Origin of the sequence: Frankia sp. AiPa1 (genome assembly GCF_023243075.1) — a bacterium.
Lineage (GTDB): Bacteria > Actinomycetota > Actinomycetes > Frankiales > Frankiaceae > Frankia.
Window position 1 is genome coordinate 17,704 of sequence record NZ_JALKFZ020000198.1, and the last position, 22,562, is coordinate 40,265.

Sequence of the window (22,562 nt, forward strand, 5' to 3'; positions counted from 1 at the left end):
CTGTGGGTGATCTCTTCTGGCCGGGTGACGAGCGGGCCGGCGACCTCGCCAGTGAGGTGGCGTGGCTGGCGGCGATGGTGCGGGTCGAGCAGGCGTGGCTCGACGCGCTCGCACGGGCGGGGATAGCTCCGGGCACCGTCGACCTGACCGGGCTCGTCGGGCCTGATGACCTGGCCGAGGTGGCCCGCGCGGCCGAGGGCGCCGGCAACCCGGTGCCGACCCTCGTGGCGCTGTGGCGCGGCCGGTCCGCCGGACCGGCCGCCAGCTGGGTGCATCGTGGCCTGACCAGCCAGGACGTGATCGACACGAGCCTCGTCCTGCTGCTGCGCGACGTCCTCGAACGGGTGCGCCGGGAGCTGCATAACCAAGTCACCTCGCTCGTGGTCCTGGCCCAGGCCCATCGCGGCACGCTGATCGCCGGGCGGACGCTGACCCAGCACGCCGTCCCGACCACCTTCGGCGCCAAAGCGGCCGGCTGGCTGACCGGAGTGCTGGACGTGGCTGGGGCCCTCGATCGGCTGCCATGGCCGGCGCAGTTCGGGGGCGCGGCCGGGACACTGTCGGCCGCGGTCGAGCTGGCCAGACTGCGCGGCGTCGCGGACCCGGTCGCGGTGACCACCGCGGTCGTGGCGGATGCGGCGTCCGCGCTCGCCCTGCGAGCCGCACCTCCGTGGCACACCACCCGGACGACGTTCACAGCAATCGCCGATGCGCTGGTCACTGGCACCGACGCCTGGGGGCGCATTGCCACGGACGTCGCCACCCTGTCCCGTCCGGAGATCGGCGAACTGGCGGAGCCAGCGGTCGACGGTCGTGGGGGGTCGTCGACCATGCCGCACAAGCGCAACCCGGTGCTGTCGGTGCTCATCCGACGCGCGGCGCTCACGGCGCCGGCGCTGGCCTCGACGCTGCACCTGGCTGCGGCTCTCGCCGGCGACGAGCGCCCGGATGGCGCCTGGCACGCGGAGTGGCAGACCCTGCGCGACCTCGCACGCCGCACCGTTGTCGCGGCGAGTCACACCAGCGAGCTGCTACGCGGACTGCGGGTCGACGACACCCGGATGCGGGCCACCGCCCGAGCCGGCTGGCCGGACCTCACCGCGGAACGCCGCTCGATCGCCGCGTTCGTCGGGAAGGCGCCGCCCGACGACGACTACCTCGGTGCCGCCGACACGGTGATCACCGCCGTGCTCGCGCGAGCGAACGCCTACCTGGAGGCCAGACAATGACCGTCCCCCAGATCACTGGTGTCGAGCTCGCCGGCCGCCCCGACCTGCCCCTGCTGGTCGTAGGTCCGTCGCTGGGCACCTCGTCGACCGCGCTGTGGTCCAAGGTCGCCGGTGCACTCGGCGACAGTTTCCACGTCGTCGGCTGGGAGCTGCCCGGCCACGACGGCGCAGCCGTCGACGAGCCCTTCACGATCGCCGAGCTGGCCAGGGGTGTACTTCACTACGCGGAAGACGTGACGGCGGCTCGCGGCGACGGTGAGGCACGGTTCGCCTACGCCGGAGTCTCGCTTGGCGGCACAGTCGGCCTCGCTCTTGCGCTGGACGCGCCGGACCGGGTGCGTCACGCGGCGCTGCTGTGCACCGGCGCGAAGATCGGCGAGGCGGCGGCGTGGCGGGAACGGGCCGCGACCGTCCGTGCGTCCGGCTGCGCGGCGATGGTCACCGGCTCGGCGCGGCGCTGGTTCGCCCCCGGGTTCACCGACAGAGAACCGGACGTCGCCGCGCGGCTGCTGGGAGGCCTGGTCGAGGTCGACCCGGAGGGCTACGCGCAGGCGTGCGAGGCGCTGGCCGGGTTCGACGTCCGGGAACGGCTCGCCGCCATCGAGACGCCCGTCCTCGCGATCGCGGGAGCCCACGATGTCGTGACACCACCGGCAACGCTCGAACAGATCGTCTCGAAGGTGCCGGACGGGCGGCTGGCGGTCCTCGACGACGTCGCGCACCTCGCCCCCGCGGAAGCTCCCCACCAGGTCGCCGACCTCCTTCGCGGCGCGCTGTCCACGCCGCCGCCCACGGAGGCGCCCACCATCACGGACGTTTACAACGCCGGCATGGCCGTGCGCCGCCAGGTGCTCGGCGACGCCCACGTCGACCGGGCGACCGCGGCGGCGACGAGCTTCACGGCCGAGTTCCAGGAGCTCATCACCCAGTACGCCTGGGGCACGATCTGGACCCGACCGGGCCTAGACCGCCGCGGCCGCTCGATGATCACCCTCACGGCGCTCATCGCCCGCGGCCACCATGACGAGCTCGCGATGCACCTGCGCGCGGCGCTACGCAACGGGCTCACGACCGACGAGATCAAGGAGGTCATCCTGCAGAGCGCGATCTACTGCGGCGTGCCCGAGGCCAACACCGCGTTCCGGATCGCCGCGCGGGTGCTCGCCGAGCAGGACGACACCGAGGACGGCCGATGAGCCGCACGCTCGTGCTGGACACCGCCGACGAGGCGGTCGCCGGGATCGAGGACGGGTCCACGGTTCTGATCAGCGGATTCGGTCTGGCCGGCATGCCATTCGACCTCATCGACGCGCTGATCCGGCAGGGCGCGAAGGACCTCACCATCGTGTCGAACAACGCCGGCAACGGCGAGATCGGGCTCGCGGCGCTGCTTAAGGCCGGCCGGGTGCGCAAGGTGATCTGTTCGTTCCCTCGCCAGGCCGACTCCTATGTGTTCGACGGTCTCTACCGTGCGGGCAAGCTCGCCCTGGAGGTCGTGCCGCAGGGAACCCTCGCCGAACGGCTCCGCGCCGCCGGCGCCGGGATCGGGGCGTTCTTCTGCCCAACCGGGGTGGGCACTCCGCTGGCCGAGGGCAAGGAGACCCGCGTCCTGGGTGACCGCACCTACGTGCTCGAGTACCCCATCGCGGGCGACGTCGCGCTGATCGGCGCCTTCAAGGGCGACACCCTCGGCAACCTCGTCTACCGCAAGACCGCCCGCAACTTCGGACCAGTCATGGCCACCGCGGCACGCACCGTCGTCGTCCAGGTCAACGAGGTCGTGCCCACTGGATCGCTCGACCCCGAAGCCGTGATCACCCCGGGCATCTACGTCGACCGGCTCGTCGCCGTCCCGGCCCGCCGGTACATCGTCGAGGGAGCTTGATGGCAGTGAACAACAGCAGCCCGAAAGACCACTCTGCGACGATCGAGCACACCGGCCGAGGCCCGCTCACCGCCGATGAGCTGGCCGCACTGATCGCCAGGAACATTCCCGCGGGGTCCTACGTGAACCTCGGCATCGGCCAGCCCACCAGGGTCGCCGACCATCTTCACCCCTCCAGCGGCATCGTCCTGCACACCGAGAACGGCATGCTCGGGATGGGTCCTGCCGCCGCCGGCGGGCAGGTCGACCCGGACCTCATCAACGCCGGCAAGCTGCCCGTCACCGAACTGCCCGGCGCCGCCTACTTCCACCACGCCGACTCGTTCGCGATGATGCGCGGCGGCCACCTCGACGTCTGCGTGCTCGGCGCGTTCCAGGTATCCGTCACCGGCGACCTGGCCAACTGGCACACCGGCGAGCGGGACGCCATCCCCGCCGTCGGCGGCGCGATGGATCTGGCCATCGGCGCCAAGGACGTCTACGTGATGATGACGCTGTTCACCAAGGACGGCGCCCCGAAAGTCGTCCCAGCCTGCACGTACCCCCTCACCGGCGTCCGCTGCGTCACCCGCATCTACACCGACCTCGCCGTCCTCGACGTCACACCTCACGGCCTCGTCGCGCGAGAGACCTTCGGCGCCTCCATCGCCGAGCTGCAGGCCCGCCTCAACATCACGATGGACACGCCATGACCACGATCGCCAGCACCACCCGCACCCAGGTCGCCATAGTCGGCGGCGGCCCCGCCGGCCTGATGGTCTCCCACCTGCTCCACCTCGCCGGGATCGACAGCATCGTGATCGACAACCGGGCCGTGCGCACCATCGAGACGACACACCGCGCCGGAATTCTGGAACGCGACAGCGTACGTCTTCTGGTCGACTCGGGACTGGACCGCGTCCTGCGCGACGGCCACCGGCACGAGGGCATCTCGCTGCGCTTCCGTGGGCTCAGCCACCGGATCGACTTCGAGAACCTCGCGGGTGCCTCATGCTGGCTCTACCCCCAGACCGACATCTTCATCGACCTCCATCGCGCCCGCACCGCCGACGGCGCCGATCTGCGATTCGGCATCACCGACACCGAGGTCGTCGACATCCTGAACGCTCCCCGGGTGCGCTACACCGACGCCACCGGTCACCGACACGAGATCGCCGCCGACCTGGTCGTCGGCGCGGACGGCTCCCGCAGCATCTGCCGAAGTCTGATTACCGGGGCGACGCAGTACTTCCGCGGATACCCCTACGCCTGGTTCGGCGTCCTCGTCCAGGCACCCCCGAGCGCCCCCGAGCTGATCTACACCCGGTCCCGCGACGGATTTGCGCTGATCAGTCAGCGCACCGAGTCCGTGCAGCGGATGTACTTCCAGTGCGACCCATCCGAGAATCCAGACGACTGGTCCGATGACCGGATCTGGAACGAGTTGCAGACCCGGCTCGCCGGCGAGGACGGCTTCCGTCTCAAGGAAGGGCCGGTCATCGAACGGACCTTGCTGCCGTTCCGCAGTTTCGTCCAGACCCCGATGCGGCACGGCAGACTGGTCCTCGCTGGCGACGCCGCGCACACCGTGCCCCCGACCGGCGCGAAGGGCCTGAACCTCGCGCTCGCCGACGTTCGGCTGCTCGCGGACACCATCCAACAGGCATTGGCCAAGAATGACTACACCGTGCTGGAGCATTACACAGCCCGGGCCCTCGACCGGGTATGGAAGGCGCAGCACTTCTCGTACTGGATGACGACCATGCTCCACCGCGCCGAAGACTCCAGCGAGTTCGACGAGCAGCGCCAGCTCGGCGAGCTCACCACCCTCGTCGCCTCGACGGCCGGATCCACCTACCTCGCCGAGGGATACACCGGCTGGCCCGGCCGTTGACACATCCCTCTCTGCCGCCCAGTGGAGATGGTCAACGTGACGCCGAATGCGGCCTTGAGCGGGCCGCGGACCCTGACCAGGTCGTTCTCGTGCGGGCCCCGGTGACTTCACCACGGTGAAGTCCGGGGCCCCGCACTTGGAGGATTAGATCGACTACGGCTACTGACCGTGGGGGTGGCCCGGTGACGTGGCCTCGGCCCCGTCGCCGGGACCGAGGCCACGTCACCGGAGGACCGAAGGACGGGGTCGCCGGGACCGAGGGGCTCTTGTGTGGCTGTGAAGGTGGGAGTGTCCCTACGAAGCCACTTGTGCCGGTCTCACGCCGTCGCGGTGTTCTCCAGGACGACCGCGAGACCCTGGCCAACACCGATGCAGATCGCGGCGACCCCCCAGCGCTCACGGCGCTCACGCAGCACCTTGGCCAAGGTGCCCAGCACGCGCCCGCCGGAGGCGCCCAGCGGATGACCGATCGCGATCGCGCCGCCCCGAGTGTTGACGATCTCAGGGTCGATCCCCCAGGCGTCAACGCAGATCAGCGACTGCACCGCGAACGCCTCGTTGAGCTCCACCGCGCCCACCCGCTCCCAGCCGATCCCGGCCCGCCGCAGCGCGATCGAGGCTGCCTCGACGGGCGCATAGCCGAACGACTGAGGCTCCAGCGCGTATGTGCCACGGCCGGCGATCCGGGCCAACGGCCCGCGTCCGATCGTCGCCGCGGCCTGCTCCGACCCGAGCAGAACGGCCGACGCGCCGTCGCTGAGAGGCGAGGCGTTGCCAGCCGTGATTGTCCCGTCGGGACGGAACGAAGGCCGGAGACCGGCGAGCTTCTCCGCCGTGGAGTCCGCCCGGATGCCCTCGTCCCGGACCAGGTCCACGCCCTCGACAGGGACGACCAGATCGTCGTAGAAACCGTCCGCCCAGGCGGCAGCCGCGAGCCGGTGCGACCTGAGCGCGAAACCGTCCTGGCGCTCCCGGCTGACGCCGTGCCGGTCGCCAAGCTGCTCGTTGGCCTCGCCCAACGAGACCGTCCACTCCTGTGGCATCCGTGGGTTGACCAGCCGCCACCCGAGTGTCGTGGAGACCGCGGTGACGTCGGCTGCCGGGAAGGCGCGCGTCGGCTTCGGCAGAACCCACGGGGCACGGGTCATCGACTCCACACCGCCAACAAGTACGACGGCGGCGTCACCGGTGTCGATCTCACGGGAACCGATCATCGCGGCGTCAAGCGAAGAGCCGCAGAGCCTGTTGACGGTGGTGCCCGGCACGCCGACGGGTAGCCCGGCAAGCAGAGCGGCCATCCGGCCGACGTTGCGGTTCTCCTCACCGGCGCCGTTCGCGTTGCCCCAGACGACCTCGTCGATCGCCTCGGGATCGAGGCCCGGAGCCTGCGCCAGTACCGCCCGCATGGCCCCGGCTGCCAGGTCGTCGGCGCGCACCCCGGCGAGCCCGCCGTTGAAGCGGCCGAAGGGCGTGCGGACTGCCGCGTAGACGAAGGTCACCGCTGCGAACTCCTGGCCTGGTCACGGGGCACCCTTGCCCTGGGCTCCCGGTCGGAGGCCACCTGGTCGACAATCAAGACGTCGTCTCCTCGGCCGGAATCTCCGCGGTGACGCGGAAGGCGGTGTTGGGCGTCCGGGACGCCACAGTAGATCGCGCTCCGCAGGATGACCTCCCTGATTTCATCGTGCTTAGCCGTCGCGCTTGGCCTGCCAGATCTCCACGAGCTGCCCGCGGACCGGCCGTCCCCCGCCGTCGGTGATCCGGCCGGTCACGACGATGCGCTCACCGATCGGCTCCCCGGCAGGGCCGATCGGTGAGGCGGCTGGGTCTCCTCCGCACCCGAGTGCTGACTGTCGGCCCTGATGCCCGCGATCTCGGCGCTGATCACGGACTGCGGCTCCAGCCCGGGGCCGACGCGGGAGAGCTGCTCATGAGTCGGCAGCGTAGGACCGGCGCGTACGGAAGCACACATACCTTTTCCGCTCAGTGGAAGAATTCGTCCATGGCGGGAAACACCGGCACCCCAGGAGCGACGGTCACGGGACGGATCATGTCCATCCTCTCCGGCTTCGACGAACACCACCCGCGCCTGTCGCTGACGGAGATCGCCCGCCGCGCCGACCTCCCGCCCGCCACGGTCCATCGGCTCGTCGCCGAACTCGTGCGCCACGGCGCCCTCGCCCGCGCCGACGGCGACTACGTCATCGGCCGCCGGTTGTGGGACCTCGGCCTGCTGGCCCCCATCCAGTCAACCCTGCGCGAGACTGCCTCGCCGTTCCTGCACGACATCCACGCCGCCACCCGCGCCACGGTCCATCTCGCTGTCCGTGACGGCCATCAGGTGCTGTACGTCGAACGGATGTCCGGCCTTGCCTCGGTCCCGGTCGTCAGCAGCGTCGGCTCGACGCTGCCGATGCATGCGACCGGTGTCGGCAAGGTGCTGCTCGCGCACGCGCCCGAGGACGTCCGCCACCGTGTCCTCTCCTCCCTGACCCGGGTCACCCCTTACACGATCACGCAGCCGGGCCTGCTACTCAAACAGCTGGAGCGGGTCCGCCACGAGGGCTGGGCCACCACGGTCGAGGAGATGTCTCTCGGCGCCTGCTCCGTCGCCGTGCCGGTCCGCCGCGAGGACGAGGTGGTCGCGGCGATCGGTATCGTCGCGGCGACCATTCGGCGTGACCGGGGCCGCCTCACCGCCGTGCTCCAGGTCGCCGCCCAGGGAATCGCCCGGCAACTCGGCGGCATCCCCCCACGGTAAGCCGACGTCCCGGCGCCGCACCGCCCGCCCCAGCCCGGCGGCGGCCGGCTCCAGCATAACCACGGACCGCCGCCGACCTGCGCCACCGACACCCGACGAGCGGCCCCCCACCGGCACGTCCAGCGGATCTTTCAGGATGGTCAACTTTGCCGTTTACGCAGGTCACCCGGGGTCACAGACGGACTGCCACCGAGATCACGTGACTCCGTTGCCACACCCGTTGCCATAAGTACAGCCGGGGCGCCGGGCGCGGCCCGGGCCCCGCATGCCGCAGTGGCGGCCGGTTTTGCAGGCTGCTGCGGGTGGCACGTCAGCAGCAGACCTCCGTCCCGCCGCAGGGCCCCGCACTGTTCGAGATGATCGGCACTACTGAAAATCGATGTGTCGACTTTCTGCGGCAGATGATTCCCGTTTTCGTCACAGAGTCGATCCGTTTGACGTTGCGGGGATGATCGACACGGGGAACCGAGCCGTCGCTAGATTGCCGGGATAGAGTCCGGCTACTAGACCGGCGGGCGGATTGGTTTGATGGATTCGGACCTTGACTACACAGCGTTGTTCGCCGCCACGGCGAGCCCCTATCTGGTACTGGACCCAGATCTGATGATTGTGGACGTCAACCAAGCGTACCTGTCCCTGACCGGGCGGAATCGACAAGACCTCGTCGGAACGCATATTTTCGATGCTTTTCCTGATAATCCAGGTGACCCGAACGCCGATGGAGTGCGGAAGTTGACCGCTTCCCTGCGCTGGGTGCTGGATTCCGGGCGGCGGGACACGATGACGTTGCTTAAGTACGACATCCCAGTCCGAGGCCATCCGGGTGTGTTCGAGGAGCGATGGTGGGCGCCGGTCAACACTCCGGTGCTCGCGCCGGACGGCTCAGTACGGTGGATCATTCACCGCGCCGAGGACGTGACCGCGTTCGTCGAGGCCTACCGCGCCCAGCGCCCGACGAGTGACCAGGACGACCTCGACCAGATACCGGCCTTCCAGGCGGAACTGTACGCGCGGGCGGTGGAGTCACAGCGGCTCAACGAAGAACTCCGCGAGGCCCACGCCCACGCCCGCGAGGTCGCGCTCACTCTCCAGGAGGTCATGCTCCGTACCCCGGACCTGCCCGCCCACCGCGACATCGCTGTGCGCTACCTGCCAGCTTCGACCTCACTCAATGTCTGCGGCGACTGGTATGAGATCGTCGACCTCCCTCACGACAACACCGCCCTGGCCGTCGGCGACGTCGTCGGCCACGGCCTGGGGGCCGCCGCGGTCATGGGCATGCTCCGTAGTGCTCTAAGCACCGCCATCCGCGCTATCCCCAGCCCCGCGCCGGCCTTGGAAATCCTCGGGCTCTACGCCCGGTCCATTGAAGGCGCGCTCGGCACGACCGTGGTGACGGTACTGATCGACAGACGCAGCCATCTGATCATCTACAGCAACGCCGGACATCCGCCACCCGTGCTCGCCCACACCAGACGCGGCTCCTACCAGCTCCTGGACCAGGCCACCGACCCGCCGCTGTGCGTGCGCCCGCTGCCCGTTCCCCAACCCCAGGCCAGTGTGACCTACGCACCGGGCGACGTCCTCGTGCTCTACACCGATGGACTGATCGAACGCCGGGGAGAGGACATCGACGTCGGTCTGCGTCGCCTGGCCGACGCCGTCACCGAGTCCCGCGAGCTGGACGTAGAGGTCCTGGCCGACATGCTGATCACCCGCCTCGATGTCACCAGCGGCAGCGACGACGACATCGCCCTGGTCGTTGTCAGGCTCTGATCTGACGGTAGTTCGCGGCGCCCGCGAGTGTGGCGACGACCGCGACAGCAAGTACGAAATGGAGATTGTATGTCTTCCCGCGGGCTGCGCGGAAATCTTTCACCTGGCGCAGCATCTCGAGAAGTCTGCTGACCTTGCCCTCGCCGCCCTGGTCATGGTCGCTCGACAGGGCGGCACCAGTCTGGCGTGATGGCACGCGGTGGCCTTCTGTTTCGGGGTTTTGTTTGGTGGTACTTTCATTATCCCGAGCAGGAGGCCAATTTTTTCACAATGGCAGGCCGAGTTTCAGATAATTCGGCGGCAAGGGGCTATTGGGATCGCTCCGGAGGATTTTCTGGCCTCGCCAGGCGGCGGGCCGGGCCGTTTTGTCGAGGCGAACCTCGGTCGACTGGTGCGGGGGCGGCGCTGGCGCGTACTCTTCGATCCAGGACGCCTCCGGGTGTCACCAAAGGCGGCTACATAATTTAGCCGATCGCAACCCTAGGTGATCTCCCCGCAGCCCTGGGTCGGTACGGGTAGTCATGGAACTCCGATGGCTGACGGCGTGAGCCAGGCCCGCCGGGCAGCCTGGTGATATAGCTCTAAGGCTGCAAGACTCGGAGTGAAGAGTCAAGAGTAAAGAGGTTGAAGCTCGCGACGATCCAGCCGGCAATGGGGATGTGCCGTGGTCGAGCCTTGGGTCTGGTGCCAAGCCGGCCAGTCGGTCGCGTTGCAGGTCTGCGCGAGCCATCCGATCACGGTCCCGGACGGGTGCACTCGGCGCAGGTTGGGCTCTGGGACTAACTGTGTATAGCTACTATGGGGCTGTCAACAGTTGGGAGGGGTCGTGGGTCTTGAGGCTCTGCCCGCGGTGTTTCGTCTGGATCAGGCCGTCGCGGCGGGCCTTCCCAGGATGACCCTCAGCCGCCTGCACGCGGCCGGTGCGATCGGCCGCGTCGGCCGTGGTGTCTATGCGAAGCCAGGGATGGTCGATCCCGCGCTGGCCCCGCTCGCGGGGGCTGCCACCCGCCAGCCGCGCGCCACGCTCTGCCTGGCCAGCGCGCTGGCCAGGCACGGGCTCAGCGACGACATCTCCGCCTCCCACGACATCGCGTTGCCCCGCGGCGTCCGGCCGCCAGCGGGCTTCCCCCACGTGACCTGGCATCATTTCGCCCTGGAGACCTTCGAGGTCGGCCGGGTCGCGCTGCCGGTCGGCGGGGTCGACGCGGCGGTCTACTCACCGGAGCGGACGATCGTCGATGTTTTTCGACTCAGCTACCTGGAAGGCGAGGACACCGCGGTCGAGGCCCTCAAACGCTGGCTCCGCCAGCCGGGCAACCACCCCGCCGGCATGCTGACCGTCGCCGCATACTTCCCGGCCACGCTGCGCCGGCTGCGTCGCACCCTGGAGATCCTCGTATGACGCAGGGCAGCCCCACCCGCGCCACCGCCGACGGCCGCGCCTATCTGGACCTGCGGAGCGCCGCCCGCCGCGCGGGCCGAGATACCGCCGAGTACCTCGCCCTGTATGCGCTGGAAGGTTTCCTCGCCCGGCTCGGCGCATCGCGCTACGCGCAGGACCTCGTCCTCAAAGGCGGCGTCCTGCTCGCCGCCTACGCTGCCCGCCGACCCACTCGCGACATCGACCTGCAGGCCACCAGGCTGTCCAACGACGTCGAAGAGATCGTAACGGTCGCCCGCGCCGTCGCCGCGCAGCCCCGCGACGACGGCCTTACCTACGACCTCACCACGATCATCGGGCGTGACATCCGCGACGAGGACAAGTACGCAGGCGTCCGCGTTTCCATCACCGCGCGCCTGGCGACCGCTACCGTCCCGTTCCACCTGGACGTCAACGTCGGCGACCCGATCTGGCCCAGCCCCGTCCCTGTCGCCCTGCCACTCCTGCTCGGCGGCCAGACGAGCCTCCTTGGCTACCCGGCCCACATGGTCCTCGCCGAAAAGATCGCCACCGCCCTCGAACGCGGCATCGTCAACACCCGCTGGCGCGACTTCGTCGACATCGCCAGCATCGCCGCCCGCACCACGATCATCGGCGCTGACCTCGACCAGGCACTGCAGGTCGTCGCTCGCCACCGAGACCTCGCTCTCACCCCGCTGAGCCCGGCGCTCACTGGCTTCGGCACCTACGCCCAACCGAAATGGCGAGCCTGGCGACGCCGCCAACGACTCGAAGCCACAACCCCCGAACAGTTCGACGACCTCGTCAACACCTGCTGCGCCCTGGCTGACCCGGTCCTCCGTGGTGAGACAACCCACCACCTCTGGCGCGACGGCACCTGGCAACCCGCCTGAGCCCACCCGGACACGGTGGTAGCGGCACGTAGACAACCGATCACCATCTGGGCACTGTTGCGCTGAGCCGACCAGCGCCGACAGCGAGTCCTCGGCGCCTTCCACCCAGTCCTCGTCGTCCTCACTACTCAGGTCGACGACGAGATGCTGCCCAGTGGTCCAGGCGGTGAAATGCGGGTCGACGCAGTACTCCTGGGCGGTCGCGAGGTCGAGAAAAGCGCGGGGCAGACGGAGCATCAGGCGGTGGGAACCCCAGCTGGCGAGATAGAGATGAGCGTCGTAGTAACCCTCGATCATCCTGCGGGGATCACCGCGGAAATCGCCCCAGTGGCACTCGTTGACGAAACGGGTGGCGGTGATACGAGCCCGGGTGGACAACGCCCGAACCTCGGCCTGCTGCCGTTCGTCCAGCGGCCGATCGACGGCCAGGAACTCGTAGTACTGACACTCGCGTCCAGCCCGCCCTCGCCGTCGCGTCGTCAGGACGCCCAGTGCCGATAGGCGTCGATCCATTCCGCCCCGGCCGGAGGCGGGGTGGGCAGCGGCAGGTCCAGGATGCCGACCGCCTGGCGGTACCGCCCACGAGTACAGACGGCGACGATACCGCTCCCGGACAGCAGATCGATCCCCGTGACGGTCACCTCCACCCCCAGGACGGTGGTCCAAAAGGGAACGGCGAGATTGTCCCCGATCACGGCATGGAAGGCGGTGAGCTGTTCGTCCTCCCCGTAGGCGTCGACGACGGCACGCTCGACCAGATCATCCAGCTCGACGTCGCTCATCTCCACCATGGGCGGCAGCCTACCGATGCGGAGAACCGAGGGCGGCCACCAGGCTTCGTCACCGACGACGTCCTCGTGGCCTGGCTAAGCCTGGTGGCGGACGAGCTGGCGGTACATCCGCTCGCCGTAACGCTCCGCTTCGGCCTCGCTTTGCCCGGGAGGGCATCGAAAATGAAGAGGGCGCCACACTGCTTCGACGCAACGGCGGCGGGGAGTTGGGCCATGCCGACCGGATGCGACAAGCCCTCACCATCAAGCTCGGGTCCCCGTACGAGCCTTCCGCGAACATGGACGACGGGTATCCCCTCGGCCCGCCGCCCCCGGTGGACGCGGCGTTGCTGGCCGCGATCGCGCGCGGCGAACGGGCCGGTGACGCCGACTACCAGCGGTGGGCCGGCGCCGAACCCGACCCGGAGGTCGCGCATCTGCTCCGGCTCAACGGTCGCGAGGATTCCGAACACGCCGCCGGGTGACGCGGGCAAGCGCGCTCCTCGATCCAAACACGTAGCCGCATCGGCGCGCTCAGGTCTCTCGCCCATCCGCGCCTCCGGCACAAGGAGGGCGTCGTTTGCACGAGTGGCGGAGATCATTGCCGTCACCTCGGCGTGCCCGGCGCCAGTCCCGATTTCCGCGTCAGCCTATGACAGAAGATTCGCGATGCGAACGAACTAACTGGCCGTAGTCCGCCCAGTTTCGAGTCGCTGTCTGAGGATGTCGGTTCCCGGTCCGGCGAGGTCGGCGAGGGCTGCCGAGCGCCCAGTGAGGACCATAGCGAGGGCCTCGGCCGGCCCGGTGACAGACAGCCCGAAGCCGTGTGTCCAGTCGATATCGGTGGCGGCCAGGCGCAGGTTGTCAGCGCGTCCGGGCTGGATGAGCGCTCTTGCCGGTCGTGGGCCGGCAAGGTAGTCGAGGAGCAGGTGCCAGTGCGTGGTGGGAACGTCGACGTCCTGGCCGAGGGGTCGGGTGATGTCTCGAAGGTGAACGCAGGTCTCGGCGAAGGGGCCCATCGGGCCGACGCGCGGGGGATTGACACGGTCGGAGGCGTGACGGCGTAGTAGGTCGGTCGTCGTTTGACGGGGCATCGCGCGGAGCCTGCGGGTGAGATGGTCGATCGTCCTGTCGGTATCACCGCCGTAGCGAAGCGCGGTGAGGAAGAAGCGTCCGAAGCCGACGAGCATCGGCTGCAGCAGGTGCGCGGCGACGTGGCCGACCGTCCAGCCGTCACACAGCGTGGGTGCGTTCCACTGACCATCGTCGAGGGTGTCGAGGAGGTCGGCGATCAAGCGGCGGTTGTCGCGGGTGAACCTGTAGATGTCGTCGTCAGAGGGCATGGGGACCTCCTTCCAGCCGACCTGACCGGCCGGCGCGCCGCGCGCGGTCGCGGATGTCGTCGTCGAGCGAGCGCAGGACTTTGACCGCGACCGCGATCTCGCCTTCGGAGCAGTCCGATGCCATCCCGGCCAGCACGGCCAGCACGGCCAGCACGGCCAGCACGGCCAGCACGGCCAACTCCTCCTCCTTGATCCGGGCGAACAGATGCATTCCGGGGCGGCCACGCGGTCGCGACCCACGGGATTCTTCAGCGGCCGAGCGAGGATGTCGACCTGTTCGCCGACTGGGACCGGCGCGCGGATTTCCCGGCCGCTGTCGATGCGGTGATCGCGGCATACCGGGCGGACGGTCTCGAGGTCGAGACGGAGCTCCGGACTGAGCTGATCACGCGGCTCCACGTGGCCGACCCGGGCCAGCCTGATGTGGTCCACCGGGTGGAACTGGTCGCCAACTGGCGGATCCAGCGCGTCAGCGATGCCGAAGCGGGCACGCGTGCTATCTGCGTCCCCGGGCGACGTGTTCGCGTACGGTGGGTATCGATTCGGCGGCGAAGCGTTCGAGCACGTCCGGGTCGTCGCTGGCCAGGATGAAGATGCTGACGCCGTCCTGGAGGGTCATCTGGGCCAGTGCTTCCGGGGTCTGCTGGTCCGGGAAGATGTTGAGCAGACGGGTGATCTCGCGGGGGTCGCGGCCCGCGGCCCGTGCGGCGTCGTCGATGATCGCGTTTCCCTTGGGCAGGCCGCCGGGCTCCATGACCGGCAGCGACGGCAGCCAGCCGTCGGCCTTGCGTCCCACCAGGTTCTGCATCCTCGGCTTGTGGGCGCCGAGCCAGATCGGGATCTCGTGTGCGGGCGCGGGTCCGCGCTCGGCGCCGTGGACCTTGTAGAACTCGCCGTCGGCATTGAGGGTGCCGGGCGCGTCGGCGTCCCAGATCCCGCGGATCACGTCGATGGCCTCGCCGAGCGCCGCCACGCCCTGCAGCGGGGTCAGCCGCCGTCCGCCGGCCGCCTGCACGGCGTCCCAGTAGAAGCCGGCCCCGATCCCGAGGCTCGTCCGTCCACCGGAGAGCAGGTCGAGGCTGGCAGCCGCGCGGGCGAGCACGGCGGGGGGCTGGCGCAGCGGCAGGTTCAGCACGTTGGCGGACACGCCGATGCGCTCGGTCCGCGCTGCCACCCAGCTCAGCAGGGTCCAGGTATCGAGGAAACTCGACTGGTAGGGATGATCCTGGAAGGTGACGAAGTCGAAACCGAGCCGCTCACTGTGCTGCGCCAGCTCGACCGGACGGTCCGCCGGGGAGTTGGCGGGAGAGATGAACGTTGCGAAACGCAGAGGATGGCCGTAGTCAGGCACGGGTGTCTCCTTCAGTCTTTCGGGTGTGGCCAGCCACGATGAGATGTTGTCGCCGACCTGCTTCATGGCGTCTTCGCCGGTGCCGGACGCGGGCAGTCCCGGGTGGTCAGAGTCGATTGCCTGCAGGTCGGAGGGCCCAGGGGCCGCCGACATCCCGGGCAGGCGGAACCCTGCCTGCCCGGGATGGCCGCCGGGTGCCAGTGCGCGGCGCTGGAACTGCGGGCGGGCTTCAGCCCGGGACGTTGACGCCGAGGCTGATGTTGAACCCTGCGCCATGGCTGGCCAGGCCCATCAAGAGCGGGCCCGCCGCCTCCAGCCAGTGCGCCGCCGCCAGGTCGCCGGCATCCAGCGGGCGCAGCCCGAGGCTCTCGATGAACGCCGACACGCTCGCCTTGGCGTCCGCGTCGTCGCCGGCGATGAGCACGTCCAGCGGGCCGCCCTGGGCCAGGACGTGGCCGAAGACGGTGTTGAACGCCTTCACGACGTGCGCGCTGGCCGGGGCGGCCTTGGCGATCTCCTGCGCGCCGGACGTGCCGTCCGGGGTGACCAGCGCGGTGGCGTCGGCGTTGAAGGTGTTCGAGATATCGATGACGACCTTGCCGGCCAGCGCGTCCCCGTACTGGGCGAGGACCTGCGCGGCGCTGGCGTAGGGCACGGCGAGGATGACGATGTCGCCGGCCGGGGCGGTGCCGAAAGTCCCGGCCGTCGCGCCGCCGCCGAGGGCGGAGGCCAGGTCCTTGGCCTTGGCCTGGTCGCGGCCGATGACCTCGACGGCGTTGCCGCCCTCGACCGCGCGGGCGGCTATGGCGCGGGCCATGCCGCCCAGGCCGACGAAGCTGATGCTGCTCATGGACGGGTGCTCACTTTCTGTAGTCTGGGATGAACTTTTGCTTTGAAGGGATCGGGGGCCGGCGGCCCGGCCGGATGGCGTCAGACTTGACTGAACCCGCCATCGACGACCAGGTTTGCGCCGGTGATGAAGCTGGCGTCCGCAGAGGCGAGGAACAGCGCGGTGGCCGCGATCTCTTCACTGGTCCCCAGCCGTCCCAGGGGGATGGCGGAGGTGATCTGCTCCCGGAATTCCGGGGTGACGGTGCTGAAGAGCGCGGTGTCGATCGAGCCGGGACTGATGACGTTTACCCGGATGCCGCGGTCCTTCAGCTCCGCAGCCCAGGTGCGCGCGAGTGAGCGAACGGCTGCCTTGCTGGCCGAGTACACCCCGGCGCCGGGGATGCCCTTGGTCGCGCTGGTCGTGCCGTTCAGGATGACCGACGCGCCGTCGCTCATCAACGGCAGCAGGTATTGAACGGTGAACACGGTGCCCCGGAAGTTGACGGCCACGAGCGTGTCGAACGAGTCCGGGGTGATGCTGCCCAGCGGGTCGGATACCGAGCCGATGCCGGCGCTGGCGAACAGGACGTCGACTCGTCCGTGATGCTCCCGCACGGTCTCGGCCAAGCGGGCGAGGTCGTTCAGGTTTCCTGAGTCCGCCTGCACGCCCGTTACGTTGTGGCCGATGGCGGTGACCGCCTCGTCCACTTTGTCTTTGCGCCGTCCGGTGATGAACACGTGGGCGCCTTCGGCCACGAACAGCTTGGCCGTTGCCAGCGCCATCCCAGACGTCGCTCCGGTGATCACTGCGACCTTGCCATCGAGCTTGGGCATGGTGAACTGGCCTTTCTGTCGGTTGTGGTTCGTGTTTTGGTGGTTGGCGCCGCGATCCGTCCTGCCACCGGGGCGCCGCCCGCCACGGGTTGTCAGATCAGTCCGCCGGCGATCTCGTCGAGGGGCTCGGGCTGGCCGGCCTCGTGATGGAGCCGGGTGCCGCCGCGGATCAGGGCATGCAGAGGACGGCAGCGGCCCAGAAGACGCCAGCGGCCCACCAGTAGCCGACGGTGAACCCGTGCACGGTTGCGTCGACGACGGCAGTGCTGCCGTGGCGGGTCAGGTAGTGGCTGGTGGCGGTGGCGACGAAGGTGCTGATCAAGGCGACGCCGAGCGCCGAGCCGAGCTGCTGGGAGACGTTGTTGAGCGCCCCCGCCGTACCCGCGTCGCGCGGATCGACACCCTGCTGCCCGACCGCGACTGCCACGACGGCGGCCGACCCGATGCCGGTCCCGACCAGGACCAGCCCGGGCAGCACCCAGGCCGCGTACGGGCTGCCCGCACCGGCCTGGGTCAGCAGTGCAGCTCCGGCACCGGAGGCGATCAAGCCGGCGGCGACGATGACCCGCATGGTCAGGCGCCGCAGCAGCACGCCCTGGGTCAGCGTGGCGACCACGGCGATCGCCGCCATCATCGGCAGGAACGCGACGCCGGTCATGATCGGCGAGTAGCCCAGCACACCCTGGAAGTAATAGGTCAGGAACAGGAACAGCGCGAACACCGCCGCGTTCGCCAGGAAGAGCGTCAGGTAGGCGGCACCACGGTTGCGGTCGGCGACCACCCGCAGCGGGATGAGCGGGTGGCGGGCGACCTTCTGGAGCACGACGAAGCCGGCCAGTAGGAGACCGCCGGCGATGAGCGGGGTCAGGGTGACCGCCGAGCCCCAGCCGTCGGCCTGGGCCTTGGCCGACCCGAAGACCAACCCGAAGATCGCCGCCGAGCCGACGACCGTGCTCGGCACGGAAAGCCTGGGCTTGTCGGGCTCGGCGGAGTTGTGCAGCAGCGTCAGGCCACCGATGATCCCGGCGACCGCGAGGACGATGTTGACGTACATGCACCAGCGCCAGTCCACGTAGTCGGTCAGCAGCCCGCCCAGCAGCAGGCCGACGGCGCCGGCGCTGCCGGACACCGCACCGAAGATCCCGAACGCCTTGTTCAGCTCCTTGAGGTCGGTGAAAATCACCGTGATCAGCGACAACGCCGCCGGCGCGAGAACTGCGGCGAACCCGCCCTGGACGGCCCTGGCGGCAATCAGCGTGCCGATGTTCGGGGCCGCGCCGCCGGCAGCGGAGGCAATCGCGAACCCCAGCAGTCCCACGATGAACATGGTCTTGCGGCCGAGCACGTCGCCCAGCCGGCCTCCCAGCGGAAGCAGGCTGCCGAAGGCCAGCACGTAGGCGGTGATCACCCACTGGCGGCTGGCATCGGAGAAGCCGAGGTCGGCCTGCGCCGAGGGCAGGGCAACGTTCACGACGGTCGCATCCAGCAGGATCATGATCTGGGCGATGACGAGGACACCCAGAGCCATCCAGCGCCGCTCGTCATGGGGATCGGGCGAAGCGGCCAGGTGCGCTCGGACGGCCTCCGCGGGGCGCTGAGGCGCCTGCGCCCCGGAGGGCTCCATAGTGCTCATCTGCTTCGCTCCTCGTGCGGTCAGGTCAGAGCACCAAGATGAGGCACCCCTCCGGTCGTTGCTGCCTACATAAACGGAGGGGTGCCTCACTATATTCCGGAGGGGCGCCTCACGTTGGCAGAAGTTTCGGGCCTCGACCTCTGGCGGCACCAAGGAGACGAAGGGAGATGAGGTGCCCCTCGCCGCCTGGTCGCGAACGCTGCCCGCGAAGGCGGCGACATCCAGGCCGGGTACCGCCCGGGTCCCGGCAGCCACCTGGCCTGTTCTCCGCCCTGCCACCGTGCCCAGGGCACCGAACCGAACGTCATGCTCTCGGGAGGGCCCTCGGGATCGTCACGGGCGCCACGGTGCTGCCGCGCGCCGTCAGCCGCGTCGCGCACGACCATGCCGACGAGCTCCCCGAGGCCAACCGCGCTCTGCCGGGCTCCTGAGCGGCGCAGAAAGGGAGGCCGCCCTCAGCATCGCCGGTAAGCTGACGAGGTGAGCCGTAGCGACGTCGAGCAGACGCGCAGGCCCCTGCGCCGCGACGCCCGGGAGCGCCGAGACAAGCTCCTCGCCGCGGCGCAGCGCGAATTCGCCGCACGCGGCGTGGATGCCTCCCTGGAGAAGATCGCACGCGACGCCGGCGTTGCCATCGGCACCCTGTACCGCCACTTCCCAACCCGCCTGGACCTGCTCATGGCCGCCTTCCAGCCCCGGCTTCAGGAGTTCCTCGACGGGGCCAACAAGGCCCTGGAGATGAACGACCCGTGGGAAGGGTTCGTCTACTACCTGGAGCACCTGTTCGGCATGCAGGCGGGAGACCGGGGTTTCAACGACTTCCTCTCCCGCCGCTTCACCGACAGCGCCGAGACCGAGCGCATCCACGACGAGATGTGCCAGCAGATTCTGGACATGCTCACCCGGGCCCAAGAAGCCGGCGAGGCTCGCCGCGATATCACCCTGGCCGACATCGTCAACCTCATCTGGTCGAACGGCAGGATCATCGAGGCCACCAGCGCCACGGCGCCCAACGCCTGGCGGCGTTACCTCTACCTCATGCTCGACGCCTACCGGGCTGAGCGGGCACATCCGATCCCCGAGCCGCCGATGACGTACGAGCAGCTGTACGACGCCATGGTCCATCTCAGCGAGGCGCAGTAGGGGCGGCCGGCCTGCTGTCCGGTCAGCCCGCGGCATCGCGGAGACCTGGACGCCGCTCGCCGGCCGCGCCCCTGTTCGATGGCGCGCGGTGTCGCTCGCTATGCGGTGATGGCGATCTTGCCGCACCCGGGGGGAGGCCGCCGCTGCTGCTGCGGCGGCGCGGCCGGTATCCCCTGCGTGCGCTCGGTGGTCAGGCGTTCAACGGTCGCTACCAGGCGCCATCAGCCGCCCCTTCCGGTGACTCCTGAATCGGATGTCGCGGCCCGCGCCGGTATTCGTCGGCGCGGACGGCGCCGGGTTTAGTAGCCCACGAGTTGGTAGGTGAGGGGTGAGACGCTTCCGGTGAATCCGGTGGTGCCGATGTAGATCGCCTTGATCTGGTGGAGGCCGGCGGTCAGGGTGGAGGTGGCGAACTCCGCCTGGCCCTTGTTGTCGAGGGCAACGACGTCGATGAGCGCGTGCCCGTCAGTGAATGCGACCAGGCCGGCGGGGACGGTCGTTCCGGTGCCCGCTGACACGACGGCGGTGAAGGTCGTGGAGTGCCCCGTCGGCGCGGGGTTCAGCGAGGATGTCAGGTTGATGGTGGTGCTGACGGGTCCCTGGACGCCGATCGGGCGGGTGATCGTGTCGGTGTCGAGGGTGACGGCACCGTTGCGGGCCAGGATCCTGCCGTCAACCGCGACGCCAGTGGTGACGGTGATGGAGGTCAGGGCGAGGACGTTGCCGCTGAGAATCGAGTAGGTGCCGAGGGTGGCGGAGCTACCGACGATCCAGAAGACGTTGGAGGCCTGGGCGCCGTTGACCAGCTTCACGTTGCTTGCGGACGCTGTGATGAGGGTGGAGGCCGCCTTGAAGATGAAGACGGCGTTTGGGTCGCCCTGAGCGTCAAGGGTCAGCGTTCCGGTGATCCCGAATGTGCCCGCCGGGGAGTCGTACACACCGGAAGTTTCGGTGGTTCCGCCAAGTTCCACCGGGATGGTGGCGGTGGTCGGGATCGTGGCGGCGGCGTCGAAGGCGGTGCCGAGGTCGTTTTTGGCCTGCAGCGCGGCGCTGTCGGCTTTGTGGGTTGCCCCGGTCACCTGCCCGGGCGGAAACCCGGTGACGGCAGTGCCTGGGCTGAGTCCGAGATCGCCATCCACCTTGGTGATTCCGGTGTTGGTGATTGTCGACCCGGCGAGAACCGCGTAGCTCGCGGCGGCGCCGAGTGAGACGGTCGGGGTGGCCGCGCTGGCGGCCGAGGCTCCGACCAGCCCGATCGCCCCGATCAGGACGGTGGTCGTACCGACAACGGAGAACGCCCGGATCAGCTGGGATGTGGCCCGGCTTCTGTCAATGGAGCCAGCGGGAAGGTTCGTCGCGATCATGAGATTCCCTCGGGGTTAATGCGTGGTCGAATGGCTCGACCGCTAGATATCTCATAGTAGCGACGTTGTTGCTTAAAGTAGTGTAGGTGTGGCTGGTTGGTCGACGAGTCTCCGTCCGTACCTCCGGTTGATCTGGCGCACGTTCCCGATCGGCTGGCATCCCGGCCGGTCGTACAGCCTTGGGTCTGTGCCGATGGCGAGCTCGTAGTTGCTGCCGCTGGTACCAAATTTCGACGGGGCTCCCCCCCAGGCAGGAGTGACGTAAGAGCATGTCTTGAACTGCCCCGGTTTCGGCGGAGACTCGACCGTTTGAGGGGATCGAGTCGTGCCTGCTGCCAGGAAATATCCCGATGAGCTCCGTGAACGTTCCGTGTTGCAGATGCGTCGTGAGCAGCCGGCGGAGGTGTATCGGGCGATCTCGACGGTTGCGAAGCGGTTGGATGTTCATCCGGCGACGCTGCGGCTGTGGGTGAACCAGGCCGAGGTCGACTACTATAGCTCGAGATGTACCATTACCGCGTCGCGTGGTTGCGGTCAGGGTGACGGTGGGTCGCGGCTGCGGGAGTAGGATTTCGGCCATGACGGCAGGTGAGCCCCTCCACGGCACATTTGTCCTCGATCGCGAGCTGAGTTCGCCGCCGATGGAGGTTTATGCCGCTTTCGCGGAAGCCGATCGGCGTGCCCGGTGGGTCCGCATGCCGGGAAAGGCCGATCCGGGCAACCGGTATGACGTGAGCCTCGGGGGTACCGAGATTCTGCGCAGCACCATGCGGATCGGGGATTCGGTCGAGCGGATCGAGCGCCGTACGCACACCCTCCAGTTGGTCCCCGGGCGGCTGGTTGTCTTCACCTACGAGGCGGTCGTCGACGACCAGTTGCGCTGGGTGTCGTTGGTCAGTGTTGGGCTGCGGGAGAGCCAGGAGCAGTCGGCTGGCACGATGCTGACGTGGACCGAGCAGTACGTCCTGCTGATGATGGCCGGGGACGGTGCTGACGATGTCGCGCATCTGCGGGGCGGCACGGGACTCCACCTGAACGGGCTTTCCGTGGCGCTCGGGGAGGGATCTGCGATAAAACGGGCGGTCGCTGGCGGAGTGGGCGGGTGAACGTTCCCTCGTCCTGGACACTGACGTCGTCTTCCTGAGCCACAAGCGCAGGCTCAGCGGGCCCGTGGCTACCCGTCTGATCGGCCGCCGGCTGCTGATCACATTTGTGACCCTCGGCGAGCCCATTACTGAGGTGCTCGGAACCGCCAGATGTGCGGAATATTCGATTGATTCTTTAGATGATGTTCCTGCGGGCTGGTCATCGACCATCGCCCCTGGTCAGGGTGCGTGCGGCGACCGGCCGGACGGTGATTTCGGGACCGAGAACTCATTGTCGCTCAGCGGTGGTACACGTCCCGACGGTGATCGATATCGACGACGGTCACGACCATGGCCTTGTCGTCAATACGGTAGATGATCCGGTAGGT

The 22,562-nt window shown here is 68.9% G+C and carries 25 protein-coding genes; 14 read left to right on the forward strand and 11 right to left on the reverse strand.

Annotated features, from left to right (window positions below; all coding sequences use genetic code 11):
* Positions 1-2 precede the first annotated feature (2 nt).
* Genes MXD95_RS28005 through MXD95_RS28025 form a run of 5 tightly spaced genes read left to right on the forward strand, consistent with a single transcriptional unit; the run spans position 3 to position 4,987 of the window.
* Positions 3-1,229, forward strand: coding sequence for a lyase family protein (locus MXD95_RS28005; protein ID WP_250643743.1), 1,227 nt, complete (start codon positions 3-5; stop codon positions 1,227-1,229).
* Positions 1,226-2,425 (forward strand): bifunctional 3-oxoadipate enol-lactonase/4-carboxymuconolactone decarboxylase PcaDC, encoded by a 1,200-nt coding sequence (pcaDC, locus tag MXD95_RS28010; protein ID WP_250643744.1) that lies wholly within the window; start codon positions 1,226-1,228, stop codon positions 2,423-2,425. Before MXD95_RS28005 ends, pcaDC begins: the two co-directional genes overlap by 4 nt.
* On the forward strand, positions 2,422-3,114 hold the full coding sequence (locus MXD95_RS28015) for a 3-oxoacid CoA-transferase subunit A (protein ID WP_250643745.1): 693 nt from the start codon (positions 2,422-2,424) through the stop codon (positions 3,112-3,114). The genes pcaDC and MXD95_RS28015 overlap by 4 nt, the downstream gene beginning before the upstream one ends.
* Positions 3,114-3,806, forward strand: coding sequence for a 3-oxoacid CoA-transferase subunit B (locus MXD95_RS28020; RefSeq protein WP_250643746.1), 693 nt, complete (start codon positions 3,114-3,116; stop codon positions 3,804-3,806). The genes MXD95_RS28015 and MXD95_RS28020 overlap by 1 nt, the downstream gene beginning before the upstream one ends.
* Positions 3,803-4,987 carry a 4-hydroxybenzoate 3-monooxygenase gene (locus tag MXD95_RS28025; RefSeq protein ID WP_250643747.1) on the forward strand — a complete coding sequence of 395 codons (1,185 nt, stop codon included), beginning with the start codon at positions 3,803-3,805 and terminating at the stop codon, positions 4,985-4,987. Before MXD95_RS28020 ends, MXD95_RS28025 begins: the two co-directional genes overlap by 4 nt.
* 317 nt (positions 4,988-5,304) lie before the next feature.
* On the opposite strand, the gene MXD95_RS28030 is transcribed toward MXD95_RS28025, so the two are convergent.
* Positions 5,305-6,486 (reverse strand): thiolase family protein, encoded by a 1,182-nt coding sequence (locus tag MXD95_RS28030; protein ID WP_250643748.1) that lies wholly within the window; start codon positions 6,484-6,486, stop codon positions 5,305-5,307.
* Between the two features lie 189 nt (positions 6,487-6,675).
* The gene (locus MXD95_RS28035) at positions 6,676-6,759 is read right to left on the reverse strand and encodes a dioxygenase family protein (protein WP_250643766.1); all 84 of its coding nucleotides are present in this window, start codon (positions 6,757-6,759) and stop codon (positions 6,676-6,678) included.
* Between the two features lie 230 nt (positions 6,760-6,989).
* Here MXD95_RS28035 and MXD95_RS28040 point away from each other — a divergent pair, with 230 nt between their 5' ends.
* Both MXD95_RS28040 and MXD95_RS28045 read left to right on the forward strand, forming a co-directional pair.
* A complete protein-coding gene (locus MXD95_RS28040; RefSeq protein ID WP_071082302.1) occupies positions 6,990-7,748 on the forward strand; it encodes an IclR family transcriptional regulator in 759 nt (252 codons plus the stop codon).
* 528 nt (positions 7,749-8,276) lie between these two features.
* A complete protein-coding gene (locus MXD95_RS28045) occupies positions 8,277-9,524 on the forward strand; it encodes a PP2C family protein-serine/threonine phosphatase (protein WP_250643749.1) in 1,248 nt (415 codons plus the stop codon).
* Here MXD95_RS28045 and MXD95_RS29090 read toward each other — a convergent pair.
* On the reverse strand, positions 9,514-9,720 hold the full coding sequence (locus tag MXD95_RS29090; RefSeq protein ID WP_250643750.1) for a transposase family protein: 207 nt from the start codon (positions 9,718-9,720) through the stop codon (positions 9,514-9,516). The two genes, MXD95_RS28045 and MXD95_RS29090, sit on opposite strands and share 11 nt — an antisense overlap.
* A 630-nt stretch (positions 9,721-10,350) precedes the next feature.
* Between MXD95_RS29090 and MXD95_RS28055 the strand changes: the two genes are divergently transcribed.
* On the forward strand, positions 10,351-10,926 hold the full coding sequence (locus MXD95_RS28055; protein WP_250643751.1) for a type IV toxin-antitoxin system AbiEi family antitoxin domain-containing protein: 576 nt from the start codon (positions 10,351-10,353) through the stop codon (positions 10,924-10,926).
* On the forward strand, positions 10,923-11,819 hold the full coding sequence (locus MXD95_RS28060; RefSeq protein WP_250643752.1) for a nucleotidyl transferase AbiEii/AbiGii toxin family protein: 897 nt from the start codon (positions 10,923-10,925) through the stop codon (positions 11,817-11,819). Before MXD95_RS28055 ends, MXD95_RS28060 begins: the two co-directional genes overlap by 4 nt.
* A gap of 479 nt (positions 11,820-12,298) precedes the next feature.
* On the opposite strand, the gene MXD95_RS28065 is transcribed toward MXD95_RS28060, so the two are convergent.
* Positions 12,299-12,610 carry a calcium-binding protein gene (locus tag MXD95_RS28065; RefSeq protein WP_250643753.1) on the reverse strand — a complete coding sequence of 104 codons (312 nt, stop codon included), beginning with the start codon at positions 12,608-12,610 and terminating at the stop codon, positions 12,299-12,301.
* 224 nt (positions 12,611-12,834) lie between these two features.
* Between MXD95_RS28065 and MXD95_RS28070 the strand changes: the two genes are divergently transcribed.
* A complete protein-coding gene (locus MXD95_RS28070) occupies positions 12,835-13,074 on the forward strand; it encodes a hypothetical protein (protein ID WP_250643754.1) in 240 nt (79 codons plus the stop codon).
* Between the two features lie 195 nt (positions 13,075-13,269).
* On the opposite strand, the gene MXD95_RS28075 is transcribed toward MXD95_RS28070, so the two are convergent.
* Both MXD95_RS28075 and MXD95_RS28080 read right to left on the reverse strand, forming a co-directional pair.
* A complete protein-coding gene (locus MXD95_RS28075) occupies positions 13,270-13,932 on the reverse strand; it encodes a maleylpyruvate isomerase family mycothiol-dependent enzyme (RefSeq protein WP_250643755.1) in 663 nt (220 codons plus the stop codon).
* A complete protein-coding gene (locus MXD95_RS28080) occupies positions 13,922-14,143 on the reverse strand; it encodes a hypothetical protein (protein WP_250643756.1) in 222 nt (73 codons plus the stop codon). Before MXD95_RS28080 ends, MXD95_RS28075 begins: the two co-directional genes overlap by 11 nt.
* A gap of 32 nt (positions 14,144-14,175) precedes the next feature.
* On the opposite strand from MXD95_RS28080, the gene MXD95_RS29485 reads away from it, so the two are divergent.
* A complete protein-coding gene (locus MXD95_RS29485; protein WP_374122172.1) occupies positions 14,176-14,523 on the forward strand; it encodes a hypothetical protein in 348 nt (115 codons plus the stop codon).
* Here MXD95_RS29485 and MXD95_RS28085 read toward each other — a convergent pair.
* The 4 genes from MXD95_RS28085 to MXD95_RS28100 form a co-directional block, all read right to left on the reverse strand.
* Positions 14,429-15,283: an LLM class flavin-dependent oxidoreductase gene (locus MXD95_RS28085; RefSeq protein ID WP_250643757.1), complete on the reverse strand. Its 855-nt coding sequence runs from the start codon at positions 15,281-15,283 to the stop codon at positions 14,429-14,431. The two genes, MXD95_RS29485 and MXD95_RS28085, sit on opposite strands and share 95 nt — an antisense overlap.
* Positions 15,284-15,512: 229 nt before the next feature.
* Positions 15,513-16,133 (reverse strand): NADPH-dependent F420 reductase, encoded by a 621-nt coding sequence (locus MXD95_RS28090; protein ID WP_250643758.1) that lies wholly within the window; start codon positions 16,131-16,133, stop codon positions 15,513-15,515.
* Positions 16,134-16,213: 80 nt separating this feature from the next.
* On the reverse strand, positions 16,214-16,948 hold the full coding sequence (locus MXD95_RS28095) for an SDR family NAD(P)-dependent oxidoreductase (protein ID WP_250643759.1): 735 nt from the start codon (positions 16,946-16,948) through the stop codon (positions 16,214-16,216).
* Positions 16,949-17,117: 169 nt separating this feature from the next.
* Positions 17,118-18,581 carry an MFS transporter gene (locus MXD95_RS28100; RefSeq protein ID WP_250643760.1) on the reverse strand — a complete coding sequence of 488 codons (1,464 nt, stop codon included), beginning with the start codon at positions 18,579-18,581 and terminating at the stop codon, positions 17,118-17,120.
* A gap of 480 nt (positions 18,582-19,061) precedes the next feature.
* On the opposite strand from MXD95_RS28100, the gene MXD95_RS28105 reads away from it, so the two are divergent.
* The gene (locus tag MXD95_RS28105) at positions 19,062-19,724 is read left to right on the forward strand and encodes a TetR/AcrR family transcriptional regulator (RefSeq protein ID WP_250643761.1); all 663 of its coding nucleotides are present in this window, start codon (positions 19,062-19,064) and stop codon (positions 19,722-19,724) included.
* A gap of 299 nt (positions 19,725-20,023) precedes the next feature.
* On the opposite strand, the gene MXD95_RS28110 is transcribed toward MXD95_RS28105, so the two are convergent.
* Positions 20,024-21,088: an ice-binding family protein gene (locus MXD95_RS28110; RefSeq protein ID WP_250643762.1), complete on the reverse strand. Its 1,065-nt coding sequence runs from the start codon at positions 21,086-21,088 to the stop codon at positions 20,024-20,026.
* A 325-nt stretch (positions 21,089-21,413) separates the two neighbouring features.
* Between MXD95_RS28110 and MXD95_RS29490 the strand changes: the two genes are divergently transcribed.
* Positions 21,414-21,656 carry a transposase gene (locus MXD95_RS29490; RefSeq protein WP_374122171.1) on the forward strand — a complete coding sequence of 81 codons (243 nt, stop codon included), beginning with the start codon at positions 21,414-21,416 and terminating at the stop codon, positions 21,654-21,656.
* Positions 21,657-21,666: 10 nt separating this feature from the next.
* Positions 21,667-22,194 carry an SRPBCC family protein gene (locus MXD95_RS28115; RefSeq protein ID WP_250643763.1) on the forward strand — a complete coding sequence of 176 codons (528 nt, stop codon included), beginning with the start codon at positions 21,667-21,669 and terminating at the stop codon, positions 22,192-22,194.
* Positions 22,195-22,562: the final 368 nt, after the last annotated feature.

Bases quoted from the DNA above. Each gene is read 5' to 3' on its own strand.
- pcaDC (WP_250643744.1), top strand. From the start codon at position 1,226: ATGACCGTCCCCCAGATCACTGGTGTCGAGCTCGCCGGCCGCCCCGAC.
- MXD95_RS28015 (WP_250643745.1), top strand. From the start codon at position 2,422: ATGAGCCGCACGCTCGTGCTGGACACCGCCGACGAGGCGGTCGCCGGG.
- MXD95_RS28020 (WP_250643746.1), top strand. From the start codon at position 3,114: ATGGCAGTGAACAACAGCAGCCCGAAAGACCACTCTGCGACGATCGAG.
- MXD95_RS28025 (WP_250643747.1), top strand. From the start codon at position 3,803: ATGACCACGATCGCCAGCACCACCCGCACCCAGGTCGCCATAGTCGGC.
- MXD95_RS28040 (WP_071082302.1), top strand. From the start codon at position 6,990: ATGGCGGGAAACACCGGCACCCCAGGAGCGACGGTCACGGGACGGATC.
- MXD95_RS28045 (WP_250643749.1), top strand. From the start codon at position 8,277: ATGGATTCGGACCTTGACTACACAGCGTTGTTCGCCGCCACGGCGAGC.
- MXD95_RS28060 (WP_250643752.1), top strand. From the start codon at position 10,923: ATGACGCAGGGCAGCCCCACCCGCGCCACCGCCGACGGCCGCGCCTAT.
- MXD95_RS28065 (WP_250643753.1), bottom strand. From the start codon at position 12,610: ATGGTGGAGATGAGCGACGTCGAGCTGGATGATCTGGTCGAGCGTGCC.
- MXD95_RS28070 (WP_250643754.1), top strand. From the start codon at position 12,835: ATGCGACAAGCCCTCACCATCAAGCTCGGGTCCCCGTACGAGCCTTCC.
- MXD95_RS28075 (WP_250643755.1), bottom strand. From the start codon at position 13,932: ATGCCCTCTGACGACGACATCTACAGGTTCACCCGCGACAACCGCCGC.
- MXD95_RS28080 (WP_250643756.1), bottom strand. From the start codon at position 14,143: ATGCATCTGTTCGCCCGGATCAAGGAGGAGGAGTTGGCCGTGCTGGCC.
- MXD95_RS28090 (WP_250643758.1), bottom strand. From the start codon at position 16,133: ATGAGCAGCATCAGCTTCGTCGGCCTGGGCGGCATGGCCCGCGCCATA.
- MXD95_RS28095 (WP_250643759.1), bottom strand. From the start codon at position 16,948: ATGCCCAAGCTCGATGGCAAGGTCGCAGTGATCACCGGAGCGACGTCT.
- MXD95_RS28100 (WP_250643760.1), bottom strand. From the start codon at position 18,581: ATGAGCACTATGGAGCCCTCCGGGGCGCAGGCGCCTCAGCGCCCCGCG.
- MXD95_RS28110 (WP_250643762.1), bottom strand. From the start codon at position 21,088: ATGATCGCGACGAACCTTCCCGCTGGCTCCATTGACAGAAGCCGGGCC.
- MXD95_RS28115 (WP_250643763.1), top strand. From the start codon at position 21,667: ATGACGGCAGGTGAGCCCCTCCACGGCACATTTGTCCTCGATCGCGAG.